The following is a 19,472-nucleotide window of genomic DNA, read 5'->3' as shown; positions in this document are numbered from 1 at the left end:
TATACAAAGAAGCGCTTCTTTTCGTAGAATATAGTGCTCAGGCAAGATTGCTACACGAAAGAAAGCGCTAGAATGGCTAATAAAGCAAACAGTTCAGCCCACACCAAATGGTTGTGTAAATATTATTTCGTATTTTCACCAAAGTACAGACGAAAAATTATCTACAATCAATATCGGAAAAGTTTGCAAGAAATCATGAAACAGCTCTGTCGGTATAAAGGGGGGGAATTTTAGAAGAGCATACGATACTTGATTCATGTACACCTTCTGTTCAGTATACCGCCTAAGATAAGCGTAGCGAGTTTTATGGGTATTTGTTAAAAGACAAAAGTGCGTTGATGATGTTTGATAAACATGCAAACTTAAAGTACAAATTTGGCAATCGTCATTTTTGAGGAGAGGGTTATTATGTGAGTACGGTAGGAATAAATGAAGCAACCATCAAGAAATATCAAGATTAAGAAAAACACGATGTTGCACTGGATAAATTAAGTGTACGCGAATATGAGACCCCTTTAGAAATCGCTGAATAGTACAAACACCCATTTATGGGTAAGCGCAATAAGCCTGAACAAAGTGAAGGCCAGCGCCTTAAGACGCTGGCCGGTACTCCAAGGTTTATTGCCTTAGTCCCCCCTTTTTGAAAGGTGGTTTTGATTGCATTCAATTCCGGTTACCATTAATGATCAGAAATCAGCGAGCGATACAGTTCAACGATATCACCAACGGTTGCTGTTCTCGGATTTCCTGCCGTGCAGACATCCGCTAACGCATCTTTGGCAATTGAAAGAATATCTTCCTCTTTCACGCCAAGTTCCGATATATTCTGGGGGATACCGACATCCTTTCCAAGCTGCCGAACAGCCGCAACAGCCGCATTGCGTACATCCTCAAGTGGCAATTCACGCGCGTTCGCTGCCCCCATCGCAATGGCAATCGACCGATACTTTTCACCTGAATAATCCTTGTTGTATTCCATAATTGTCGGAAGCAGTGATGCGCAAGCGACACCGTGCGGAATATTGTACCACGCGCTGAGCGGATGAGCCATACCATGAACAAGTCCAAGTCCAACATTTGAAAAACCCATACCGGCAATATACTGGCCCAAAGCCATGGATTCTCTTGCCTCTTGTTTCCCTGCAACAGAATCTCTTAACGAATGCCCGACAATTTCAATCGCTTTTAGATGCATCATGTCCGTCAGTTCCCAAGCGCCTTTTGTAATGTAGCCTTCAATAGCATGTGTCAACGCATCCATTCCTGTGGCTGCGCAAAGTGATTTCGGCATCCCCATCATCAAGTCACTGTCAACAAAAGCCACCACCGGAATGTCATGAGGGTCCACGCAGACGAATTTACGATTATTGGCTTTATCCGTGATAACATAGTTAATGGTTACTTCTGCCGCCGTGCCTGAGGTCGTTGGAACGGCAAAAATCGGTATACTTGGATTCCGTGTGCCCGGCTCACCCTCCAGACTGGTAATATCCTCATGCTCAGGATTCGCAGCAATAATTCCAACCGCTTTGGCGGTATCGATGGATGATCCTCCACCAATGGCTAGAATATAGTCTGCTCCTGACTCTTTAAATGCAGCTAATCCGCCACGGACCACTTCTATCGTTGGATTCGCCACAATTTGATCGAATATGGTATACGAAAATCCTTTTTCACCAAGTAAATCAATCACCTTGGTCGCTACTTGAAATTTAATTAAATCCTTGTCCGTAACAACAAGTGCCTTTTTGAACTGACGCTTTCTAATCTCATCAGCAATTTTCAATATGGCACCGTTTCCAAAATAAGATGTTTCATTCAGAATCATTCTACTGACAACCATGCCGATCCCCTCCTAATGTGATTGAATTCACAATATTAATTGTAAAGGACAATTAATGATCACACCGATTATTGTTAAATCGCAGATTATCAAACAAAAAATCACGCAATCAATCATTATCCAACATTCTTATTGTGGACGATTCCAAATAAAAAATCAAATTTTTTTAATCATACAACCAACATAATATTTTTGAATACGCTTGCTTAAGAAAAGCTAGGTATACCAAGCACTCTACAATCTTAATCAAGGTCTTTAAGAATGACTGGGATTGAAGTGATGATCAAAGTCACCAAGACTAAACCTGCCAAATTAAAAAAATATGAACAGAACCATTAAAAAAGTATCATTGAACGGTTTATTATGCCGTCGTTCACGAGATTGAATCTCTTGAAAGACAAAATAAAAAGCTTGCTGATTAAAAGCCCAAGAAGCTGACCCCCGCCATCGAGATCGCAGTGGTGGCACTCTCGCTTTATCCTGCACCTTCACGCTAGGCAAGCATGTAAGCCCGTTACCCACGCATTTTTGATGATCATGTTGATCAGTTCTATTTAAGCAATATAAATACCATTTTTCAGAATTAATAAACCGGTATTCATTTGGTACAATCCCCTAAACTGAGCTCATGCTGGTCAGTTTCATTGGTAGTACTGATTAAGAGCAAGCTGATTTTTCTTTCTAATTACGAAATAGATAGACGGCTCAAACAGATACGGCTTACTGTCTATTTTGCAATCTCTATCAAGAAAGGGTTTGCAAAACGTTATTATGTTTACTAAAATAATAGTTAACTGTTTACGAGCAAATCACGTACTATCTGAGTTGTCAAAATGTGAAATTCATTATTAATCTTGGCAAAATCATTTCATTTTTTGTCATCAACAAAATGATGTTGTTATGATCGTCTTTTAATGAGACAAGTATGTCGCGGAAGGGTGTCAAACTCTATGTTATTATTGCTTAGTACGCTGGTCACTACCATTACCCAGACTATTCTCTTATTTTTATTTGTCATCTTAGTTTGGATATTCACCGGCCGAAAACAAGGAGCAGAATTACCTGATTGGCTTGGCCTAAAGAAATTTCACTGGTCTAAAAAAATCGGCAATTTTTTCATTATCCTCCTCATTCTATACACGATGTTGAAATCATTTAGTCAGGTACTCATTCCGGATCACGCAGAAACAAGGCTTTTATTTTACCATGCTGGCGCAATTGCACTTATTCCTGCATGCATAGCTGCCTTTTTTCAGTCCGCATTACTCGAGGAAGTTGCTTTCCGAAGTATCATTACCAAAATTTTCAGTCGTCGTTATGGCTTCAGATCCGGTAACTTGATTCAAGCAATTTTGTTTGGTGTTTACTATTTTATCTTTATGATCGGAACGCTTGGCATTGGTTTGGCGTTATTCATTGCCATCATTGCCGCCTATTTCGGATATGCTTTCGGTAATATTAATGAAAAGAAAGCTGATGGATCAGTTTTTCCGAGCTGGCTACTAAATGGTACAGCATCTTTTGTTTCATACTTATTGATCATGTTTTAAGAGGAAGAATTGAGCCGGGCCATTCAATTATTCTCTGAGCCGTCTCGGAGGTGCACTCAGCCATGTAGGCGTAAACGCTCAGCGTTCATGTCCAATTAAATACCTAAAAAACAATTTAAAAGGATGGACAAAAAACCTTGACTTATTTATTATTCCATTGGTCAATCGATGAATTAAAATATATTTGTTACCACCGCTTGATGCCGGGAGCGATCATGTTGACATGGATGCCTCGTGGCAGATAAAGAACTGATACAAACAACCTGCTTAACCCGAGATAACCGTGTTATTAAAATCACCTCAGCCACACTTTGTTTCGAGGCACCTTTTCTCAGACAACTTGCAAGATCGACAAGACAAGGAAAAGATGTTTCGAAAATCCGGACAATCGGATAAAATCATTCAGAAAGTGCTTTGTCGCAACATATCAGGCTTATTGCTAAGTGACGGAAATGCCTCATTATTCATAAAATAACAAAGTGCATACCAACGATTTAGAAAAAAATGATCATGTTACGGCTTGCATTTCCATTGGTCAATCTGCTCGGGGAGACCATTGATGATCGAGAATCAACTGTTGAACCCGGTCATGAAGGGCCGGGTTGGTGAGCAGGGGCTGGCGGTAACCTTTTTTTCGTCGGGTATGGTATCTGGCTTCGGCATGAACCGCCGAGTACGTGCCATTACATGCTGATTACGTTTCAACTCACGGCTGACTATCGCAGCTGGGGATTGGCTCAGCAAGGCTCCCTTTTATTTTCTAAGTATTGCACTTAAAGTGTAAATTCAAGCTAAAAAAACGCAGAACCAATAATCAGTTCTGCGGTCCATACACAATTTTTTCAGATGCTTTCGGCATATGTCAAAACATAGTGTTCTGCGGCTTTTGACCACAGACCATTATTTTGAACAAGTAGCTCTTTTAACCCAGCATAGAACGAATCTGAATGATCTGTCGTGACAATCTCCTCCAACGATTTGCGAGGCATATTCTTGTGCGTATAGATCAGTTTTTTACCTCCTGGAATCGACGGCAGGGTCAGAGTCGTATCAGCAACCGCGTTTAATCCGAGCAGATGCGAAACCACTTTTTCGACCTTAACCTTCCGTTCTTCGACAAGTCTGATTGCAGCACGCATATCGTCGGTATTACCGCCTGAAGTCCCTACATAATGCGTAAAATTATAATGTACATCATATAGGTTAATTTCAGCAGAGAAGTTCTTATCTCTAGGTCCGGCAAAAAAATTCAGGCAGCCATCTTTAGCCAGCAGATGCGATGCTTGTGTCATCACCGGCTTTACCGGAACAAGCACGAAAATGTCGTCATAAGATTCATTATTTACCAGTGATTGAAGATAGGTTTCCTGATCTTCATACTTGCTGATATTTACATAATGAAGATTAATTCCGTCTTTTTTAGCATCTTCAGGTGCGTACAGTTTGGCAGCCGCTTCGATTTTTTCATCTGAAAGATCCGTAACGACAAGATTTTTAGGATTAACTGGTCCATGCAATGCATAATCAATTTGCAGAAGTCCCATTGGCCCCGTTCCACCCATAATGAGGAGATTTCCACCTTCCCTAATGCCCATTTTATGATCATAAGTTCCTTCAATGAGATGATAATTGGCGTTAAATCCGCCGATGACACAGGATAACGGTTCCAATAATGAGCCTTCAAAATATGTGTCCCCGTTATACTCCAAGAGGCAATCCTGCTCCATTACTTCATTTGGAATCACCACATAAGTCGCATCTCCGCCTATATATGGAAACGAATAGCCCGGACAATCCGGTCGATCCGGCAACTGTAGATTCGGCTGAATCGCAAACTTGCTTCCTTCATCGAACTTATCCTTCCATTTATCCCCTACCTTAACAATTTTTCCGCAAAATTCGTGTCCGACAATGATTGGATTTTCGGCAATGTCATTGGGTACTTTTTTGTGATCCTCTGCAATTTTTGCTTCTTTCCATGAGGACATGCAGATACTGTCCGTCACAACTTCAGCAAGAATTTCATTACACTTAATTTCCGGAAGCTCAAATTTTTCCAGTCGCAAATCTTCTTTTCCATATAATCTGAGTGCTGTTGTTTCCATCTTTTCATTCTCCCTCTCATTTTTCAATTTTTTGTCTCTTCTTTTATTTAAGAATACCTAACCAGTAACCAAGAATACCTACACCAAACAATGCGAAGATGAGTAAGATCGGACTTGCTTTCTTTTTCAATAGATACATCATCAGCAACGTCAGGCCAAGGGCAAGCAGGCCTGGACACAGTTGATCAAGAATTCCTTGCACAGTCATCGTTGACTTAACGCCTGCCTGATTGGTTGTTTGTGAAATGACAACAGGAACATTGATCTTAGTCCACTTGGTGACCAGCACACCCATGACAAAGAGTCCGAGAATACCTGCGCCTTCTGTAAGCTTCGTCAAAGTGTTCGAGGCCATATCCTTCACAATTCCCATGCCTGCACGATAGCCATAAGTAAGTCCATACCATTTCAATGCAAGACGAACCAGATTAAAACTGACGAAGAACAATAATGGTCCGAAGATACTGCCGTTAAGAGCGAAGGATGCACCCAGTGCGGCAGTAATCGGTCGCAATGTCCCCCAGATAAGCGGGTCGCCGACACCGGCAAGCGGTCCCATAAGACCGACCTTTAAACTGTTTATTGATCCATCATTAATCGCTTCACCGTCAGAGCGCGCTTCTTCCATTGCCGCAGTCACACCAACAACAGGACCGCAGACTGCCGGAGTCGTATTAAAGAATGCTAAATGACGTTTTAACGCAAGCCTGCGTTCCTCATCGGTTTTATAAAACTTTTTAATCGCCGGAATCATGTCAAAACAGAAGCCTAATGCATGAATTCGCTCATAATTAAAGGATGCTTGCTGAAAATTAGATCGAACGAACATATTGAACAGTTCTTTTTTATTTAACTTTTTGATTGTTTCACTCATCGTCATCTCCTCCTAATCCTCAAGCATGTCATCAGCAAGCGGCGCTGATGATCCTGCTGTGGTCGTTGTTTGCGGTCGTTCCTGATATTTTGGATTGAGCTGCGTATAGATAAAGGCGACAATCAAGCCAATTGCCCCAAAGCTGAGCAAGCTGAAGTTCAAGTACGATGCCAAAATGAATCCAAGAAAGAAGAATGGCATGAGGTATTTGGCACCCATCATATTGAGTACCATCGCATAGCCGACTGCGACGATAAATCCCCCTGCAACATTCAGGCCTCCGGTTACGACTTCAGGAATTGAGTTGAGAAGATGCTGAACACTCCCTGCGTTCATAAATACGGTAACCAGCAACGCCGGAATGGCGACGCGCAGTGCTTGAACAACGAGTGCGGACAGATGCAGGAAATCGAGAAGCTTGAAATTCACCCTTTCCGCAGCTCGGTCAGCCGCATGTTGGAAAAACACGGTAATCGTACGCGCGAATACGGTGAGTACTTGCCCCGCAGCAGCTACCGGTAATGCAATTGCAATACCTGCTTGAATGTTTTGATGGCCGACAATAACGAGAATCGCCGAAATGATACTGGCAAGCGCTGAGTCCGGTGATTGTGCCGCCCCAATATTCATCCAGCCAAGAGCAATGAGTTCCAATGTTCCTCCCAAAATTATGCCCGTTTGAATATCGCCGAGAATCAAACCGATAATTGTACAGGCAATCAATGGACGGTGCGTTTGAAACTCGTCAAGAACACTGCCCATACCGGCGATACAGGAGAAAATAAAGATGAGTATGATTTGGTATAATTGAATTTCCATAATTTTCGCCCCCTTCTATTTAGCCGAAGACAATCCTTCGATTTTTTTCATCAAATTGATCGGCGTATCACTGTCCACGACACGCAGTTCCAGTTTGACACCATGTTCATTTAATTTTTTGAATGCTTCAACGTCTTCAGTCCCCAGTGAAACGGCCTTTGTTATTTGTGTTTTTCCCTCACGATAAGCCATGCCACCGATATTAACGGATGTGATCGGTACATTCTGTTTGATCATTCGCAGTACATCTGTTGGATTAGTAAACAAATAGAAAACGGTTTCATTTTGGTATACAGGATTAAAATAAACCTTAACTGCCTTATCCACTTCGCACACATTCACTTTGGTTCCCGGCGGTGCCGCTTGTTTTAACAATGTTTTGCGAATCTCATCATGCGCAACTTCATCGCTGGCAATGATAATTCTTTTTGCATTCGCTTTTTTTACCCAAACCGTGGTTACTTGCCCATGGATTAAACGATCGTCTATTCGAGCAAAATGAATAATCATTAGAAGTCCTCCTCTTCCTGTTCTTTTAAAACATCCTTCAATACTTTAAATGTGTCCGGAACGACCTGCTTCAGCCATTCGACGATTTCTTCAAGTGATTTTATACTCTGATTTGAAACGGCCTCAAGACAGAGCGGAAGGCTGACACCACTGATCAGTTCAACATTATTGTGAGTCATTGCATAAGCAGCGGCAGCATTGTAAGGGCTTCCGCAAAAGATGTCGGTGAAAATTAACACATCTTTTAAATGATTGGCATCAACTGTTTCTGTCAGTTTCTTTTTTATATCTTCTAAGTTCTCACCCGGTACAAAACGAATTGGGTAAAAATTATTCGCTTCTCCGAAAATCATTTCAACGGATCTTTTCAGTGATTCAGCAAGATCGCCATGAGCGCATACAACAATTGAGTACATATGATTCACCTCCCCACACTTCGTTTTCACAGGAGGCTTTATCCTCTTGTTTTTCCACCCGCAATAGTATAAGTCGTACCGGTGATATAGCTTGCTCGATCCGAGCTCAAGAATGCGACAAGATCAGCGACTTCTTTCAGTTTTCCATCGCGTCTGAGTGGAATCGATTTATTCGTATATCCTTGACGGAGCTGCTCAACAGTAATGCCACGGGTATAAGCCAGTGCTTCTTCATAGGCCGGAGTGCGAAGTCCTGTTTTTTCGAGAATACCCGGTGCGAGACCAACAACTCGGACATTGTATTTGCCGAGTTCCTTTGCCCAGGAACGGGTGAAGCTGTAAATCGCTGCCTTGGTAGCCGCATAGGCACTTTGTCCTTCCGATCCTTCTAAACCGCTTTCAGAAACCATGTTAACAATGACCCCTTTTCCTGCCCTGACCATTTCCCCACCCGCGATTTGTGAGCAAAGAAAAACACCTTTTTGATTAATGCTGACAATCTTGTCAAAAATATCATCGCTCAACTCGTACTTACTGTTTTCTGCATTCGGATCGATTAAAAGTCTTGGAATATTAATTCCTGCATTGTTGACAATGACATCAACAGATCCAAACTGTTCTTTGGCTTTAGCAACCAGATTGACAACGCTCGCTCGATCAGTAACATCAGTTAGCACAAATAGAAGTTGGCTATCTTCTGCCTTGTCATAGAGCCCCTGATCCGGTTCGTGCAAGTCCGCAAGTACGACGTTGGCGTCATTTTCTAAAAGGGTTTCCACAACTGCTTTGCCAATTCCAGATGAACCTCCTGTTACGATCACTGTCTTGCCTTCAAGTCCAAGCCATTCACTCATGATAAAACCTCCAGATTCATTTTTATTCATAATCATATGCACAATTGTGATTAAAATGATCATTTGTGATTACATTCTTAGTATAAATTAAGTTACTGCGTTGTCAATTGTTCATATGTTGCAAAATTGTTAACTTTTAAAGCGTTTTCATATCTAGTTTTACAAATTTATTATTTTGGAATATAATATACGAATAGTTGTTTGCACATTTTCAATTACGTTGACCATTTGTGCGATATGGGGTGATGAAATGGATAACGTGGAAACGAAAAAAAAATATATTCAAATTGCTCAGCTGTATTATGAGCAGAATCTGACACAGAATGAAATCGCTCAAAAAACCGGTATCAACCGCACGTCAATCAGCCGTATTCTCAAGAAGATCCGAGAAGAAGGAATCGTCAAGATAACGATTAACTACGATCTCAATGACTTGTCATTAGCGGAAAAATTAGAGAAGACCTTTCATTTAAAAAAAGCGGTCGTGATTCCTGTCGACCGCCAGCAGCCCACGACTGTCAGACTTACGGCAATCGGCCAGGCCGCCGCACGTTTTCTTGATTCGATTCTGGAGGATAATGATGTCATCGGTTTTTCTTGGGGAAGCAGCCTCGCCGCCACGGTAGAAGCACTTGATCCGACCCAGGAACATAAAAATATTTTCTGCGTCCCTATGGTAGGGGGCCCTGCAGGAAAACTCGAAAGTCGCTTTCATGTCAATACGATTTGCTATCAGGCGGCAGAGAAGCTTAAAGGACGCTCATTAATGATTGATGTTCCCGCGATTGTTGAAAAACCGTCAATGAAAAACGACTGGATGCAGACCAAATACTACAAAGAAATCGCGGCGATGTGGAACAACATCAGCATTGCGTTGGTTGGCATAGGATCAATCAACAGTACCGGTCATTCGACATGGCACGCGTTCTACAGTGACAGTTCCGTCGAAAAATTTAAAGCAGCACACGTGATCGGCGATCTATGCTCCCGGTTCTATAATCAGAACGGCATTGAACTTCAAACGCATCTCTCAGATCGAACACTTTCAATCCCGCTGGATATTCTGCATAAAACACGTTATACAATCGGTGTGGCAGAATCCGAAGAAAAAATTCCCGGAATCCTTGGCGCATTAAATGGCGGCCATATCAATGTATTGATTACAACAGAAGAGACTGCTGCCGGTTTACTGAAGCTGAAGCAAGCAGAGCAAAATCAGACGAATTAACGCAAAGAGCCAAAGATCATATTTTCAGGATCTTTGGCTCTTTTAAAAGAATCAGATTGGCAATTGAAAAGCAGCCTTGATTTTATTGGGACTGCGCATCCAATTATTTCTTGTTAATCACAAATTGTGCAGCGATCTGTCTCAGCTCATCAGCGAGCGATGACAGGCTGGTCGCATTGTTTGCAACTTCTTCCATGGAAGCGGATTGTTGCTCTGCTGCTGCAGAAACATTTTCTGTCAGCCCACTTGCAGTCTCCGACAAATGAGCAATATCATCGATGCGTTCGACGATTTCGCCAGTAGCTCCTGAGATCATTTGTACAGAACGGTTGACCTCCTTTGTCGCTTCTGAAACAGATGTTACAGTCTCCTCAATGGTTGTAAACGTTTGGGTCGCTTCATCGGCAACAATAATTCCCTGGTCCACTTGCTCCGTACCGGTTTTCATGGATTGTGCCAGTTCGCGAACCTTTTGCAGAATAGATTCCTCAATTTCAGCAATCTTCTTCGAGGAATCTGAAGATTGATTCGCCAGTTTCTGAATTTCTGCCGCAACAACACTAAAGCCTTTGCCATGTTCACCGGCACGCGCTGCTTCAATCGCAGCATTTAGCGACAGAAGATGCGTCTGAGCGGCAATATCGTTAATCAAACTGTTTGTATAACTGATTAACTCCATCTTTTCCACCAAATCATTAAGCTCACCGGTGACCAATTTATTTGTTGATCGGATGTTTTTAATCTGTCCGGTTACTTGGTTCAACGAAATTTTACCGCTGTTTACGGTATCCATCGCCGCATCAGATTTGTCACGCAGTGTCCCCGCCTTCGTTGAAATATTTTCGATTTCTTTATAAATAGCCGTAACATTTTGTTTCGAAGCTTCCACTTTTTTATTTTGGTCTTGAGCACCGGCCGCGATTTCTTGAATTGAGTGGGCAACTTCATCAGATGTCGCTTTATTTTCTTCTGTTGAAGCAGTTAACTCTTCGGATGAAGACGCGAGTGCGGCCGCTTTTTCATCCACATGGGACAACACATCACTCAATGAATCAATCATTTGGTTGAACCCGATGCCTAAATGCTTGAATTCCTCAAAACCATCCGTATTTGCATAATCAGTAAGGTCCTTATCTGCAACCTTCTTCGCAACACCAATCAAATTTTTAATTGGACGAATGATCCACATAACAGCTGCTAATGCAATCAATGCCGCAATAACTGCTGTTATGCCCCCGACAATAATGGAGTTCCACAAAATACCGTTTGTATTTGCTTCAACTTCGCTCTGAAGCAGTGATCCGACAAGGATCCATCCTGTATTTTCATTCGTGACGTAGACATCTTGTTTGCGCACCCCTTTATAAACTGAATGAAACGCGCCGTGACTTGATTGTTTTACATGTTTCAGTAATTGTTCATCAGGGACTTTAACACCAGGTTTGAGATTCGGATGGGCAACAATTTTTCCGTCCCGGCTTATAATAAATGCATAGCCTTTTTGACCGATGTTTACTTTATTAGCTATTTTTTGAACATCATCCAGCTTTAAATCTAATCCGACCACGCCTTTTCCATCTGTTGTCGTTTCCGACAGGGACACGACATAGTCCTTCACCAATTCCGATTGATACGGTTCGTTAACAACAATATGGTGCGGATTCGCCATCGCACTTTTAAACCATGGCCGTAATGCAGGATTGTAATTATTCGGTTTGATCAGCGACTGCGGCGTATACACATAATGCCCCTTTTTATCGCCGACATAGGCTTGAGCAAGCCCGCTGTCCGATTGCTGCTGAGACAACAGTGTATTCAGGATTTCGCGATTTTCGCCGTTTGTCATCCTTGCAGTTGACACGTGGCTGGCTAAATAATCCAATCTTATTTTCTCTTTGTCAACCATCTGAGTAATGTTTTGATTGAGCAGTGTTACGCTATTTTCCGCACTGTCTTCCATTTGTGCCGTAACGGCATTCTTGGCATTAATAAAAGAGAATGTACCTACAATAGTTGCCGGAATGATGGTAAAACAGACGGCCGCAGTAATTAATACGCGCCGCAAATTCATTTTAACAAAGTGAAACTGAAATCGCTTTTTCTTTTTCGACATAGTTCAATAAAAACCCCTTCCTTTCGCTCTTAATAATATATCGGAAACAGAAGGAGCTTTTGTAATAAAAAATTCATATTACTATAACGATAATTTGATCAACTGTGATTTTTTTAACATTTTTATTTAATCTGTTTATTTAATTGAATAAAAGTTTTGCCGATTTAACAACTCGGGGAGCAATTCTTGCTTTCACCCTGACGTTCATCAAATTGGCGGCAAATGATCCAATAAACGGCTCTCAATCAAAAATAATTGATTCATTAATTTTAATGCGCGGATGAAGGGATTGAATGACCGGACAATTTTCTGCAATTTGATAAAATACATGTTCAATTTCGTTACGCACGCGTGCATTTGCTTTGATAAAAAATTGAACGTCGACTCTCGTGACCGGATTCGGATAATACACCCCGAGTTGATAATCAAATAAGACTTTTTTCAGTTCATAAGGAATACCACGTTCATCAAGTAGCTTTTCAAACACATACGTGCTGCAAGCTGCTGCCGATGCTGCTATGAGCTGCACCGGTGAAAAGCCGGAATCCTGGCTGATTGACCAATTTCCATGTGCATGGACAAGCTCAAGGGTCTCAGAAGGTTGAATCAGTTCCATATCTGCCGCCTCCGAAAAATCGTTCTTTAATTGCGTTTATTCAATTGTATGGCCGGAATCATATCGATATGAGCAGACATTGGAACGCAACGTATTAAAAAAACAACTTATTTTCAACATACTTTGAAAAAAAAGTCGAAATTTTGCTATACTATTGGAATGGCATGAAGTTCGTTAAACGGTTGGGTCAGTACGGTTGCTTGCCGTTGCTTCCTCGTGCACTACTCATTTCCGAACGATTTCGACAGTTAAAAGGAGAAAACCATGGTTAGAAAAAATGAATCGGGTAACTCGAGAAGTACACTTAGAAAATCAAAAAAGCGTCACCGCGTTCTTCGTGTTGTTTTGCTAAGTCTCGCACTTCTGCTGATCGCAGGAACCGCTTATGGATTCTTTGAGTATCATCATCTCAAACCAAAAAACCATTTTAAAAATCTTACAGTTGTCGGCGGCTCCTCAAAAAAAACAGGCAACTACAAAGAAAAAGCCGGCACATTCAATGTTCTGCTGATTGGATCTGACGCTCGGAAAGGAGATGCAGCGAGCCATACGGATTCCATGGTCCTGATCCATGCTGATTTGAACAATCACACCTATAACATGCTGAGCATTCCTCGTGACACGCGTGTATATATGCAGGGCTATGGCTATACGAAGCTGACCAGTGTTCAATATATTTCACAAGTGAAGCAAGGCGAGAAAAAAGGAATTATTTCAGCCGTACAAGCTGTTTCTAATCTCACCGGTGTGCCGATTCACTATTATGCCGAAACCAACTATTGGGGACTCCAATATATGGTCGATGCACTCGGTGGTATTGAAATGAACGTGCCGTTTAAGGTAACACTGACGCATCCCTGGTATAAGAGAAACTCGGGTAAAACATTTGCGGCCGGTGTTCACAAGTTGAATGGCGAAATGGTCGCCGAGCTTACCCATGAACGGTATTCACTGCCCGGCACCGACTATGGGCGCCAGCAGCTGCAGCAAGCAGCGCTGATCGGCATCGCCAAAAAAATTATGCAGCCGTCAAACGTCACACGGCTGCCGGCCCTTTCCCGCTCACTGTCCAAATTTCTGATTGCAACCAATATGTCCACAGAAGATATGGTCAGTGTCGGTCTCGGCGTCAAAGGCAACTTTCATCCGGAAAAACAGATCAAGTACCGCCAAGTTAAAGGCCAGAGCGCAAAGATGTATGATGATCTGCTCAAGGCCAACAACAGTCAAATCATCCTAAACAAGAACGAGCTTCAAACAACGATTAAAAAATACTTCTCCAACTGATGAGTATCGTCAAAAAAGCCGAACCGCGAAAAAACGCGGTCCGGCTTTTTAATCGAGCAGTGAGTGCAGCATGTTCTCGGATTTTAGAATTCGGACAGATTTTGGTAGAGCGTTTTCAAACGCTCCTTTGTTATCTCAACAGGATTATTGTTCATGTTCGGCGCAAAGCTTTTACCCACCAAATCATCAAGATCCGTGGAAGTGACGCCCGCTTCTTCCAACGTAGTATGAAGCTGCATTTCCTTTTTCATCGCATCCATCCGGTCAGCAAGCGCCGCACTGTCCTTGAATCCCAGCCGTTTGCTGAATGCCTGAAGCCGTTCAACCTCCGTACCTTCGCTGCTGTTCAGCCGCCAAAAAGAAGGTAAAGTGAAGGCGCATGCATCACCATGGGGTATTCGGTAATCCTGGGTCAACGGATAGGAACAGGCATGAGCTGCTGCTGTTTGAGTAATACCGAATGCAAGTCCTGCCGTAACCGACGCCTCGCTCATTTTTGCCCGTGCTTCCTTATTGCCCGGTTCATGATAAGCAGTGAGCAGATAATCAAAAACGAGTCTTGCCGCACGTTCCGCTGCAAGATCCGTCAGTGGCTGATGTTTTTTGCCGTAATAAGCTTCCAGCGAATGGGCAAGCACATCAAACCCGCTTGCAGCCGTTACCTGCGGTGGGCAGGTCGTCGTTAAATCCGGATCAACAAGCGCATAGACCGGATAAAGATAATCACTCGCCAGCAATGCTTTGACTCCACGTTCCGTATCCGTTAAAACCGAAGCCGTCGTCACTTCACTGGCCGTTCCGGATGTTGTCGGGACTGCGATCAACGGAATACCTGCATGATCGATCTTCCGCTCACCGGAAAGAAAATCCGCAGCACTGTATGGAGTGTCGGCGACAAAACATGCTGCCTTCGCGCAATCCATGACGCTTCCACCGCCGAGCGCAATCGCAAAGGTACACTGATATTCGCGGAGCATCGCCGCACAGGTGTCCGTATTCAGGACCGTCGGATTCGGTTGGATTGCTGAGAAAATGCCGACAATCCTTCCGTTCGACTGCTCCACCACACGTGATGCAATCCCGGACCGCATCATTGACGGTGCGCTGATTAACAAGCCCCGATCCACATTCATCTGATCCAGAATATCCGGCAATCTACTGAGTTTTCCGAAGCCGAAATCGATCGGCACCGGTTGTTTATAGTAAAAGCTTTCCATGAGCGTTCACCCTCTTTTCATTTCGATCCAACGGATTAGTCTGCAAAGTATCCATTTTTCCCAAATAGGCCTTCCCCAGTGATCCATCCTTTAAATCTCACTATAAAGCACAGGAAGCGGAAAACAAGCAACAGGAAAACGAAAAAAACTGTGCAACTGCACAATTCACTGCTGAAATGAGTCCCGCTCATCGCCCTTTTCTCCAACGCAAGATAATTCCGCTTCATTTTAGGCATTAAAAACAGCTTATTTAAGGAACTACAATTATTTCGCTTGATTCAGTCAGAGTGTCACGAAAGTTCACGGACAATGCGCAGCAGATCAGCCGGGCAATCAGCAATAAAATTCGGTCCCGCTTTTCGAATATTTTCGATTCCGTCGAAGCCCCAAGCTGCCCATATGACACGAATACCACACTTTCGGCTTGCCAAAATATCCCGCTCTTCATCACCAATATAAACGACCTGATCAGCTGTTAGCTGGTTGCGCTTCAAATAACGATGCATCAGCCGATCCTTCGCAAACAGCTTCTTCGAGCACATGACTGTCGAAAAATAATTCAATCCATGCATCTCCAGTAATGAGTGAATGTTTTTTTCTTCATTGGATGACAAAATTGCTAACGTATAGCCGGAGCCGCTTAATTCCTGCAGCATCTCCCCCACACCATCCATAAGGGGAATGCGCTGAAGCGACTTTTGATACAGTTTAGAAAGTTCACCGACAAGAAAAGGAATTCTATAAAAAGAAATGCCGAGTGCCGCGCAGCGTTCTTTCATTGAAAGCGACTTTAGTGAATCGAAACGCGCCAACGTCATTTTTTGGAAATGGTGCCGATCAGCCAATTCGTTGTATGCTGAAAGAAATGCTTCTTTTGAATCTGCCAATGTTCCGTCAAAATCAAAAAGAATTGCTCTAAGCATGATAAAGACCTCTATCTATGGATTTTCATACCAACATCTATTATGGGTTCGATCCGCAGTTTTTCAATTCAAAGTCCCATAGGTTTTGAAAATTAAGCTTAAGGACCCATGACCATCATTCTGATTTCACAGAAAAGCAACACAAAAGCGACTTATACCATGACTTTTTCATCACGATTTTTTTACTCTTTTTATGAATACTAGATAATAGAGATTAATATATTGCCAAGGAGTTGATTTTGATGCGCCAATTACAACCGTCAAACGAACTAGTATCAGATATCATTACTTTACTCAAACAGGAACAAAGACCACTGTATTCCGGTGAGATCGCCCGCAAACTGAACAAGAATGTTCGAGATGTTCTTTCTATTCTTTTCAATACAGCTTACCAGAAAATCATTCAAGTTGTCATAAATAAAGACGAAACCAACAAAATTTGTCAGCCTTCTTATAAAATAAGACCGGAAAATTCTAATTTAGATTGATAAAGAAAGATCACGCAGTTATTAAATCCAACACAGCAGCAGGTCTAGTGACAAAGCACTGATCACTGTTGTAATCAGAGTGCAACTAGAGACAAATTGCGGCTGGGCGTTGAATTGAATCGCATATAAGGTTGTGTTTGCTGCGCTCGGCATCGCTGCCATGACGATGATCACGTTCCGCAGCAGAGGATCAATCGGAAACAGCAGGCAGACGAGGAACGCGATCGCCGGAGATATAATGAGTCGAATAAAGGTGGCAAGACCAATCCGACCCCAATTCATATGGTTCACCGACACATTGGCCAACTGCATACCAAGAATAATCATAATAATTGGGATCGAGGTGTTGCTCACGAGTTCGATGCTTTGCATAAAATTAGCGGGAATGTGAATGTGAAACATTTGCAGGAGCAGAGCCGGAAGAATAACGTAATTCATCGGCTGCTTGAGAACAGTTCGGAGCGCCATTTTTGCGCTGCCTTTCCCATTTGCCGCAATATAGATACCGACAAAGCCCATCAGAATCGCGTGAAAGACCATGAGCGGCATTGCGTAGGCCACGCCCTGCTTCCCAAAAGCGAATAAAATGATCGGAACCCCGTAATTGCCGCTGTTCGCAAAAATGGTGGAGAGCAAAAACGCATTTGTTTCACTCTTGCTGTAGTGAAGGAGGCGGCATGCAATGATACCGACAGCAATTAACAGCAGCATAATAATCAGAGACGTTGCCGCAATATAAAAGAAACTAAGATTCATTGGTGTTGTATAAAAGATCGTAAAGACAAGAAACGGAAGCAGCAGATAGACGGCGAGCGTCGAGATCGGCTTGATATCTAATTTAAAGATTTTCTGTAGAATAAACCCGCTGAGAAAAATTAAAAATACCGGAAAAATCACATCGACAAAAATAAGCACAATCCGCTCCCTCTCTCTGCTTATCCATGGTTTTAATGAGTTACTCATTCATTTTACTTGGTTACCGTATGAAAGATCAAGACAAAAATGACTAAATATATACGCAAAAAAGCAGTTTCCATCGATCAAACGGAAACCGCCTTTTTGTTAATGAGATCTTCTTCAAGAATTTGTTTTCAATTGTTTTGCGCTTTCCGCCAAATGGAGCAGGTCTACGAGCATTTCATGACTTTTCGCTTGCAAGCCATGCTTCTTTGCAGTCTTCACAATGTATCCGTTTATATAATCAACTTCAGTCGGACGGTTATTAACCATATCCTGATACATCGACGGATGATGGAGCGGATTGACCTGCGTGCTTTCATGATCGATAATCTGCAGCATCTCTTCGCGACTTTGCATAAATCTGACACCATCCGCAACCCCCGCAGCATAGCCTTCATCAATTAATCGTCGCGACAGCTCATCCGCCCCAGAATAAGCCACATACTCGCCCATTGTGATATTCATCAACGTGCATAGTGTGTTGATGACCGAATTCATCAACAGCTTGGACCACAGGGTTCCCATGTAATTGGTTTGAAGTGTCGGATTCATGCCCGCTTTTTCAAATTCCCGAACCACCTCATGCGTGAACGCATCCGGCTTCTCGGTAACATTTACCAACTGTGTATGTGCCGCGCCTTTAACACCCATGAAATCCACTTCGCCCGGTGCATTAAGAACCGTCGCAATAAGTGCAATACCTGCGATAATACGCTGATCAGGAACATACTTGCGAATCTCGTCCACCGAACCGATGCCGTTTTGATTCGTCAGCACGTAGGTGTGTTCACCAATAAAATGCCGACACGCCTCCATTGCTTCCTCCGATTGCATCTGCTTGGTAAACAAAATGATAAGATCAGGTGTTTGCGTGTACTCTGTCGGCAAAAAAACGTTGACCGCTACTAAATGCCGATTCTGATGATCACGTGATACATAAACTCCGCCTTGTTCACGAATCGCCCGATAGCTGGGTTTCCACGGCTCAACAAAATCAACATCATTTCCTGCCTCTTGCAAGAGCACCCCATATCTGAACCCCATTGCTCCTGCACCAATCACTGTAATCTTCATTTCAATTCCTCCACTCATCTGTATCTCAGCTTGTCTGTAACTTTTTTCTATATACCCATCATACGCTAAATTGAGTGACGTAAAAAGAGTGGCTATTGAGTCAAGAAAAATAGGTAAGATTCAGGAAAAATCATGCATGGCACTCTATTTTTACGTCTCCTGTATTAAGATCAGCATCGATCATTCGTACCCCTGTTGGGTTTGCGTAAAAATCGTTCCATCTCTCTTTCATATTTTCGCGATCCTCCATTGTACCAAAGGATTACGAACGTAGCAGCACCGATTGTTTCTCCAGTCGGCCTGTCTTCTGTTAAAAGGGAGCGAGCGCCATTCGACTGCGCGACAGTCAAAATTTGTGTGTCTCAATAGCGCATTTGATAATGATCTGCTGCCTGCATTGCCACAAGTATATCCTCATGTCTCAGTATAAGTAGGCTCATCAGGTGTGTATCATTCGAACCATTTGCTGAACCCATTCAGGATCACAGCCATGTCTTAACATGATTACCGTAAACTCAGACAAATTTTGTACAGAAAGACATAATTGACCTTTAAAACGATCAAGAGCCTTGATTTTCTCTGTTTGTCATGATTT

Annotated in this window: 18 protein-coding genes and 1 pseudogene; 6 read left to right on the top strand and 13 right to left on the bottom strand. The window is 42.6% G+C overall.

Annotated features, from left to right (window positions below; translation table 11 throughout):
• The first annotated feature begins 72 nt into the window (after positions 1-72).
• A pseudogene (tnpA, locus tag NIE88_RS00865) lies at positions 73-533 on the top strand (IS200/IS605 family transposase).
• 146 nt (positions 534-679) lie between these two features.
• Here tnpA and fucO read toward each other — a convergent pair.
• The gene (fucO, locus tag NIE88_RS00860; protein ID WP_253057811.1) at positions 680-1,843 is read right to left on the bottom strand and encodes a lactaldehyde reductase; all 1,164 of its coding nucleotides are present in this window, start codon (positions 1,841-1,843) and stop codon (positions 680-682) included.
• A gap of 950 nt (positions 1,844-2,793) precedes the next feature.
• Here fucO and NIE88_RS00855 point away from each other — a divergent pair.
• A complete protein-coding gene (locus tag NIE88_RS00855; protein ID WP_253057810.1) occupies positions 2,794-3,393 on the top strand; it encodes a CPBP family intramembrane glutamic endopeptidase in 600 nt (199 codons plus the stop codon).
• Positions 3,394-3,952: 559 nt separating this feature from the next.
• Positions 3,953-4,087, top strand: coding sequence for a hypothetical protein (locus NIE88_RS22285; RefSeq protein WP_290446235.1), 135 nt, complete (start codon positions 3,953-3,955; stop codon positions 4,085-4,087).
• A gap of 148 nt (positions 4,088-4,235) precedes the next feature.
• On the opposite strand, the gene NIE88_RS00850 is transcribed toward NIE88_RS22285, so the two are convergent.
• The 6 genes from NIE88_RS00850 to NIE88_RS00825 are packed head-to-tail and all read right to left on the bottom strand — an operon-like array spanning position 4,236 to position 8,971.
• Complete coding sequence (locus NIE88_RS00850; protein WP_253057809.1) at positions 4,236-5,498, bottom strand: zinc-binding dehydrogenase; 1,263 nt, start codon at positions 5,496-5,498, stop codon at positions 4,236-4,238.
• Positions 5,499-5,541: 43 nt separating this feature from the next.
• Complete coding sequence (locus NIE88_RS00845; RefSeq protein WP_253057808.1) at positions 5,542-6,372, bottom strand: mannose/fructose/sorbose PTS transporter subunit IID; 831 nt, start codon at positions 6,370-6,372, stop codon at positions 5,542-5,544.
• 12 nt (positions 6,373-6,384) lie between these two features.
• Positions 6,385-7,185 carry a PTS mannose/fructose/sorbose transporter subunit IIC gene (locus NIE88_RS00840; protein WP_309247004.1) on the bottom strand — a complete coding sequence of 267 codons (801 nt, stop codon included), beginning with the start codon at positions 7,183-7,185 and terminating at the stop codon, positions 6,385-6,387.
• Positions 7,186-7,206: 21 nt separating this feature from the next.
• Positions 7,207-7,701: a mannose/fructose/sorbose PTS transporter subunit IIB gene (locus tag NIE88_RS00835; RefSeq protein ID WP_253057806.1), complete on the bottom strand. Its 495-nt coding sequence runs from the start codon at positions 7,699-7,701 to the stop codon at positions 7,207-7,209.
• On the bottom strand, positions 7,701-8,117 hold the full coding sequence (locus tag NIE88_RS00830) for a PTS sugar transporter subunit IIA (RefSeq protein WP_253057805.1): 417 nt from the start codon (positions 8,115-8,117) through the stop codon (positions 7,701-7,703). The genes NIE88_RS00835 and NIE88_RS00830 overlap by 1 nt, the downstream gene beginning before the upstream one ends.
• 38 nt (positions 8,118-8,155) lie before the next feature.
• Positions 8,156-8,971, bottom strand: a complete 816-nt coding sequence (locus tag NIE88_RS00825; protein WP_253057804.1) for an SDR family oxidoreductase — start codon at positions 8,969-8,971, stop codon at positions 8,156-8,158.
• 250 nt (positions 8,972-9,221) lie between these two features.
• Between NIE88_RS00825 and NIE88_RS00820 the strand changes: the two genes are divergently transcribed.
• Positions 9,222-10,199: a sugar-binding transcriptional regulator gene (locus NIE88_RS00820; RefSeq protein WP_253057803.1), complete on the top strand. Its 978-nt coding sequence runs from the start codon at positions 9,222-9,224 to the stop codon at positions 10,197-10,199.
• 103 nt (positions 10,200-10,302) lie between these two features.
• Here the strand turns inward: NIE88_RS00820 and NIE88_RS00815 are convergent, their stop codons facing one another.
• Both NIE88_RS00815 and NIE88_RS00810 read right to left on the bottom strand, forming a co-directional pair.
• The gene (locus NIE88_RS00815; protein ID WP_253057802.1) at positions 10,303-12,312 is read right to left on the bottom strand and encodes a methyl-accepting chemotaxis protein; all 2,010 of its coding nucleotides are present in this window, start codon (positions 12,310-12,312) and stop codon (positions 10,303-10,305) included.
• A 241-nt stretch (positions 12,313-12,553) separates the two neighbouring features.
• On the bottom strand, positions 12,554-12,928 hold the full coding sequence (locus NIE88_RS00810; RefSeq protein ID WP_253057801.1) for an OsmC family protein: 375 nt from the start codon (positions 12,926-12,928) through the stop codon (positions 12,554-12,556).
• A gap of 264 nt (positions 12,929-13,192) precedes the next feature.
• On the opposite strand from NIE88_RS00810, the gene NIE88_RS00805 reads away from it, so the two are divergent.
• Positions 13,193-14,215: an LCP family protein gene (locus NIE88_RS00805; protein WP_253057800.1), complete on the top strand. Its 1,023-nt coding sequence runs from the start codon at positions 13,193-13,195 to the stop codon at positions 14,213-14,215.
• An 83-nt stretch (positions 14,216-14,298) separates the two neighbouring features.
• Here NIE88_RS00805 and NIE88_RS00800 read toward each other — a convergent pair whose 3' ends face one another.
• Entirely contained in the window at positions 14,299-15,432 is a 1,134-nt protein-coding gene (locus tag NIE88_RS00800; protein ID WP_253057799.1) for an iron-containing alcohol dehydrogenase family protein, read from the bottom strand.
• Positions 15,433-15,722: 290 nt separating this feature from the next.
• Entirely contained in the window at positions 15,723-16,355 is a 633-nt protein-coding gene (locus NIE88_RS00795; RefSeq protein WP_253057798.1) for an HAD-IA family hydrolase, read from the bottom strand.
• Between the two features lie 242 nt (positions 16,356-16,597).
• Between NIE88_RS00795 and NIE88_RS00790 the strand changes: the two genes are divergently transcribed.
• Positions 16,598-16,843 (top strand): hypothetical protein, encoded by a 246-nt coding sequence (locus NIE88_RS00790; protein ID WP_253057797.1) that lies wholly within the window; start codon positions 16,598-16,600, stop codon positions 16,841-16,843.
• Positions 16,844-16,864: 21 nt separating this feature from the next.
• Here NIE88_RS00790 and NIE88_RS00785 read toward each other — a convergent pair whose 3' ends face one another.
• Entirely contained in the window at positions 16,865-17,758 is an 894-nt protein-coding gene (locus tag NIE88_RS00785; RefSeq protein WP_253057796.1) for an AEC family transporter, read from the bottom strand.
• 162 nt (positions 17,759-17,920) lie between these two features.
• Entirely contained in the window at positions 17,921-18,877 is a 957-nt protein-coding gene (locus tag NIE88_RS00780; protein WP_253057795.1) for a ketopantoate reductase family protein, read from the bottom strand.
• Positions 18,878-19,472: the final 595 nt, after the last annotated feature.

Source organism: Sporolactobacillus shoreicorticis (assembly GCF_024125445.1).
GTDB classification, from domain to species: domain Bacteria; phylum Bacillota; class Bacilli; order Bacillales; family Sporolactobacillaceae; genus Sporolactobacillus; species Sporolactobacillus shoreicorticis.
The sequence above is the reverse complement of the archived record's forward strand: the minus strand, read 5'-3'. Positions and strand labels throughout refer to the sequence as shown.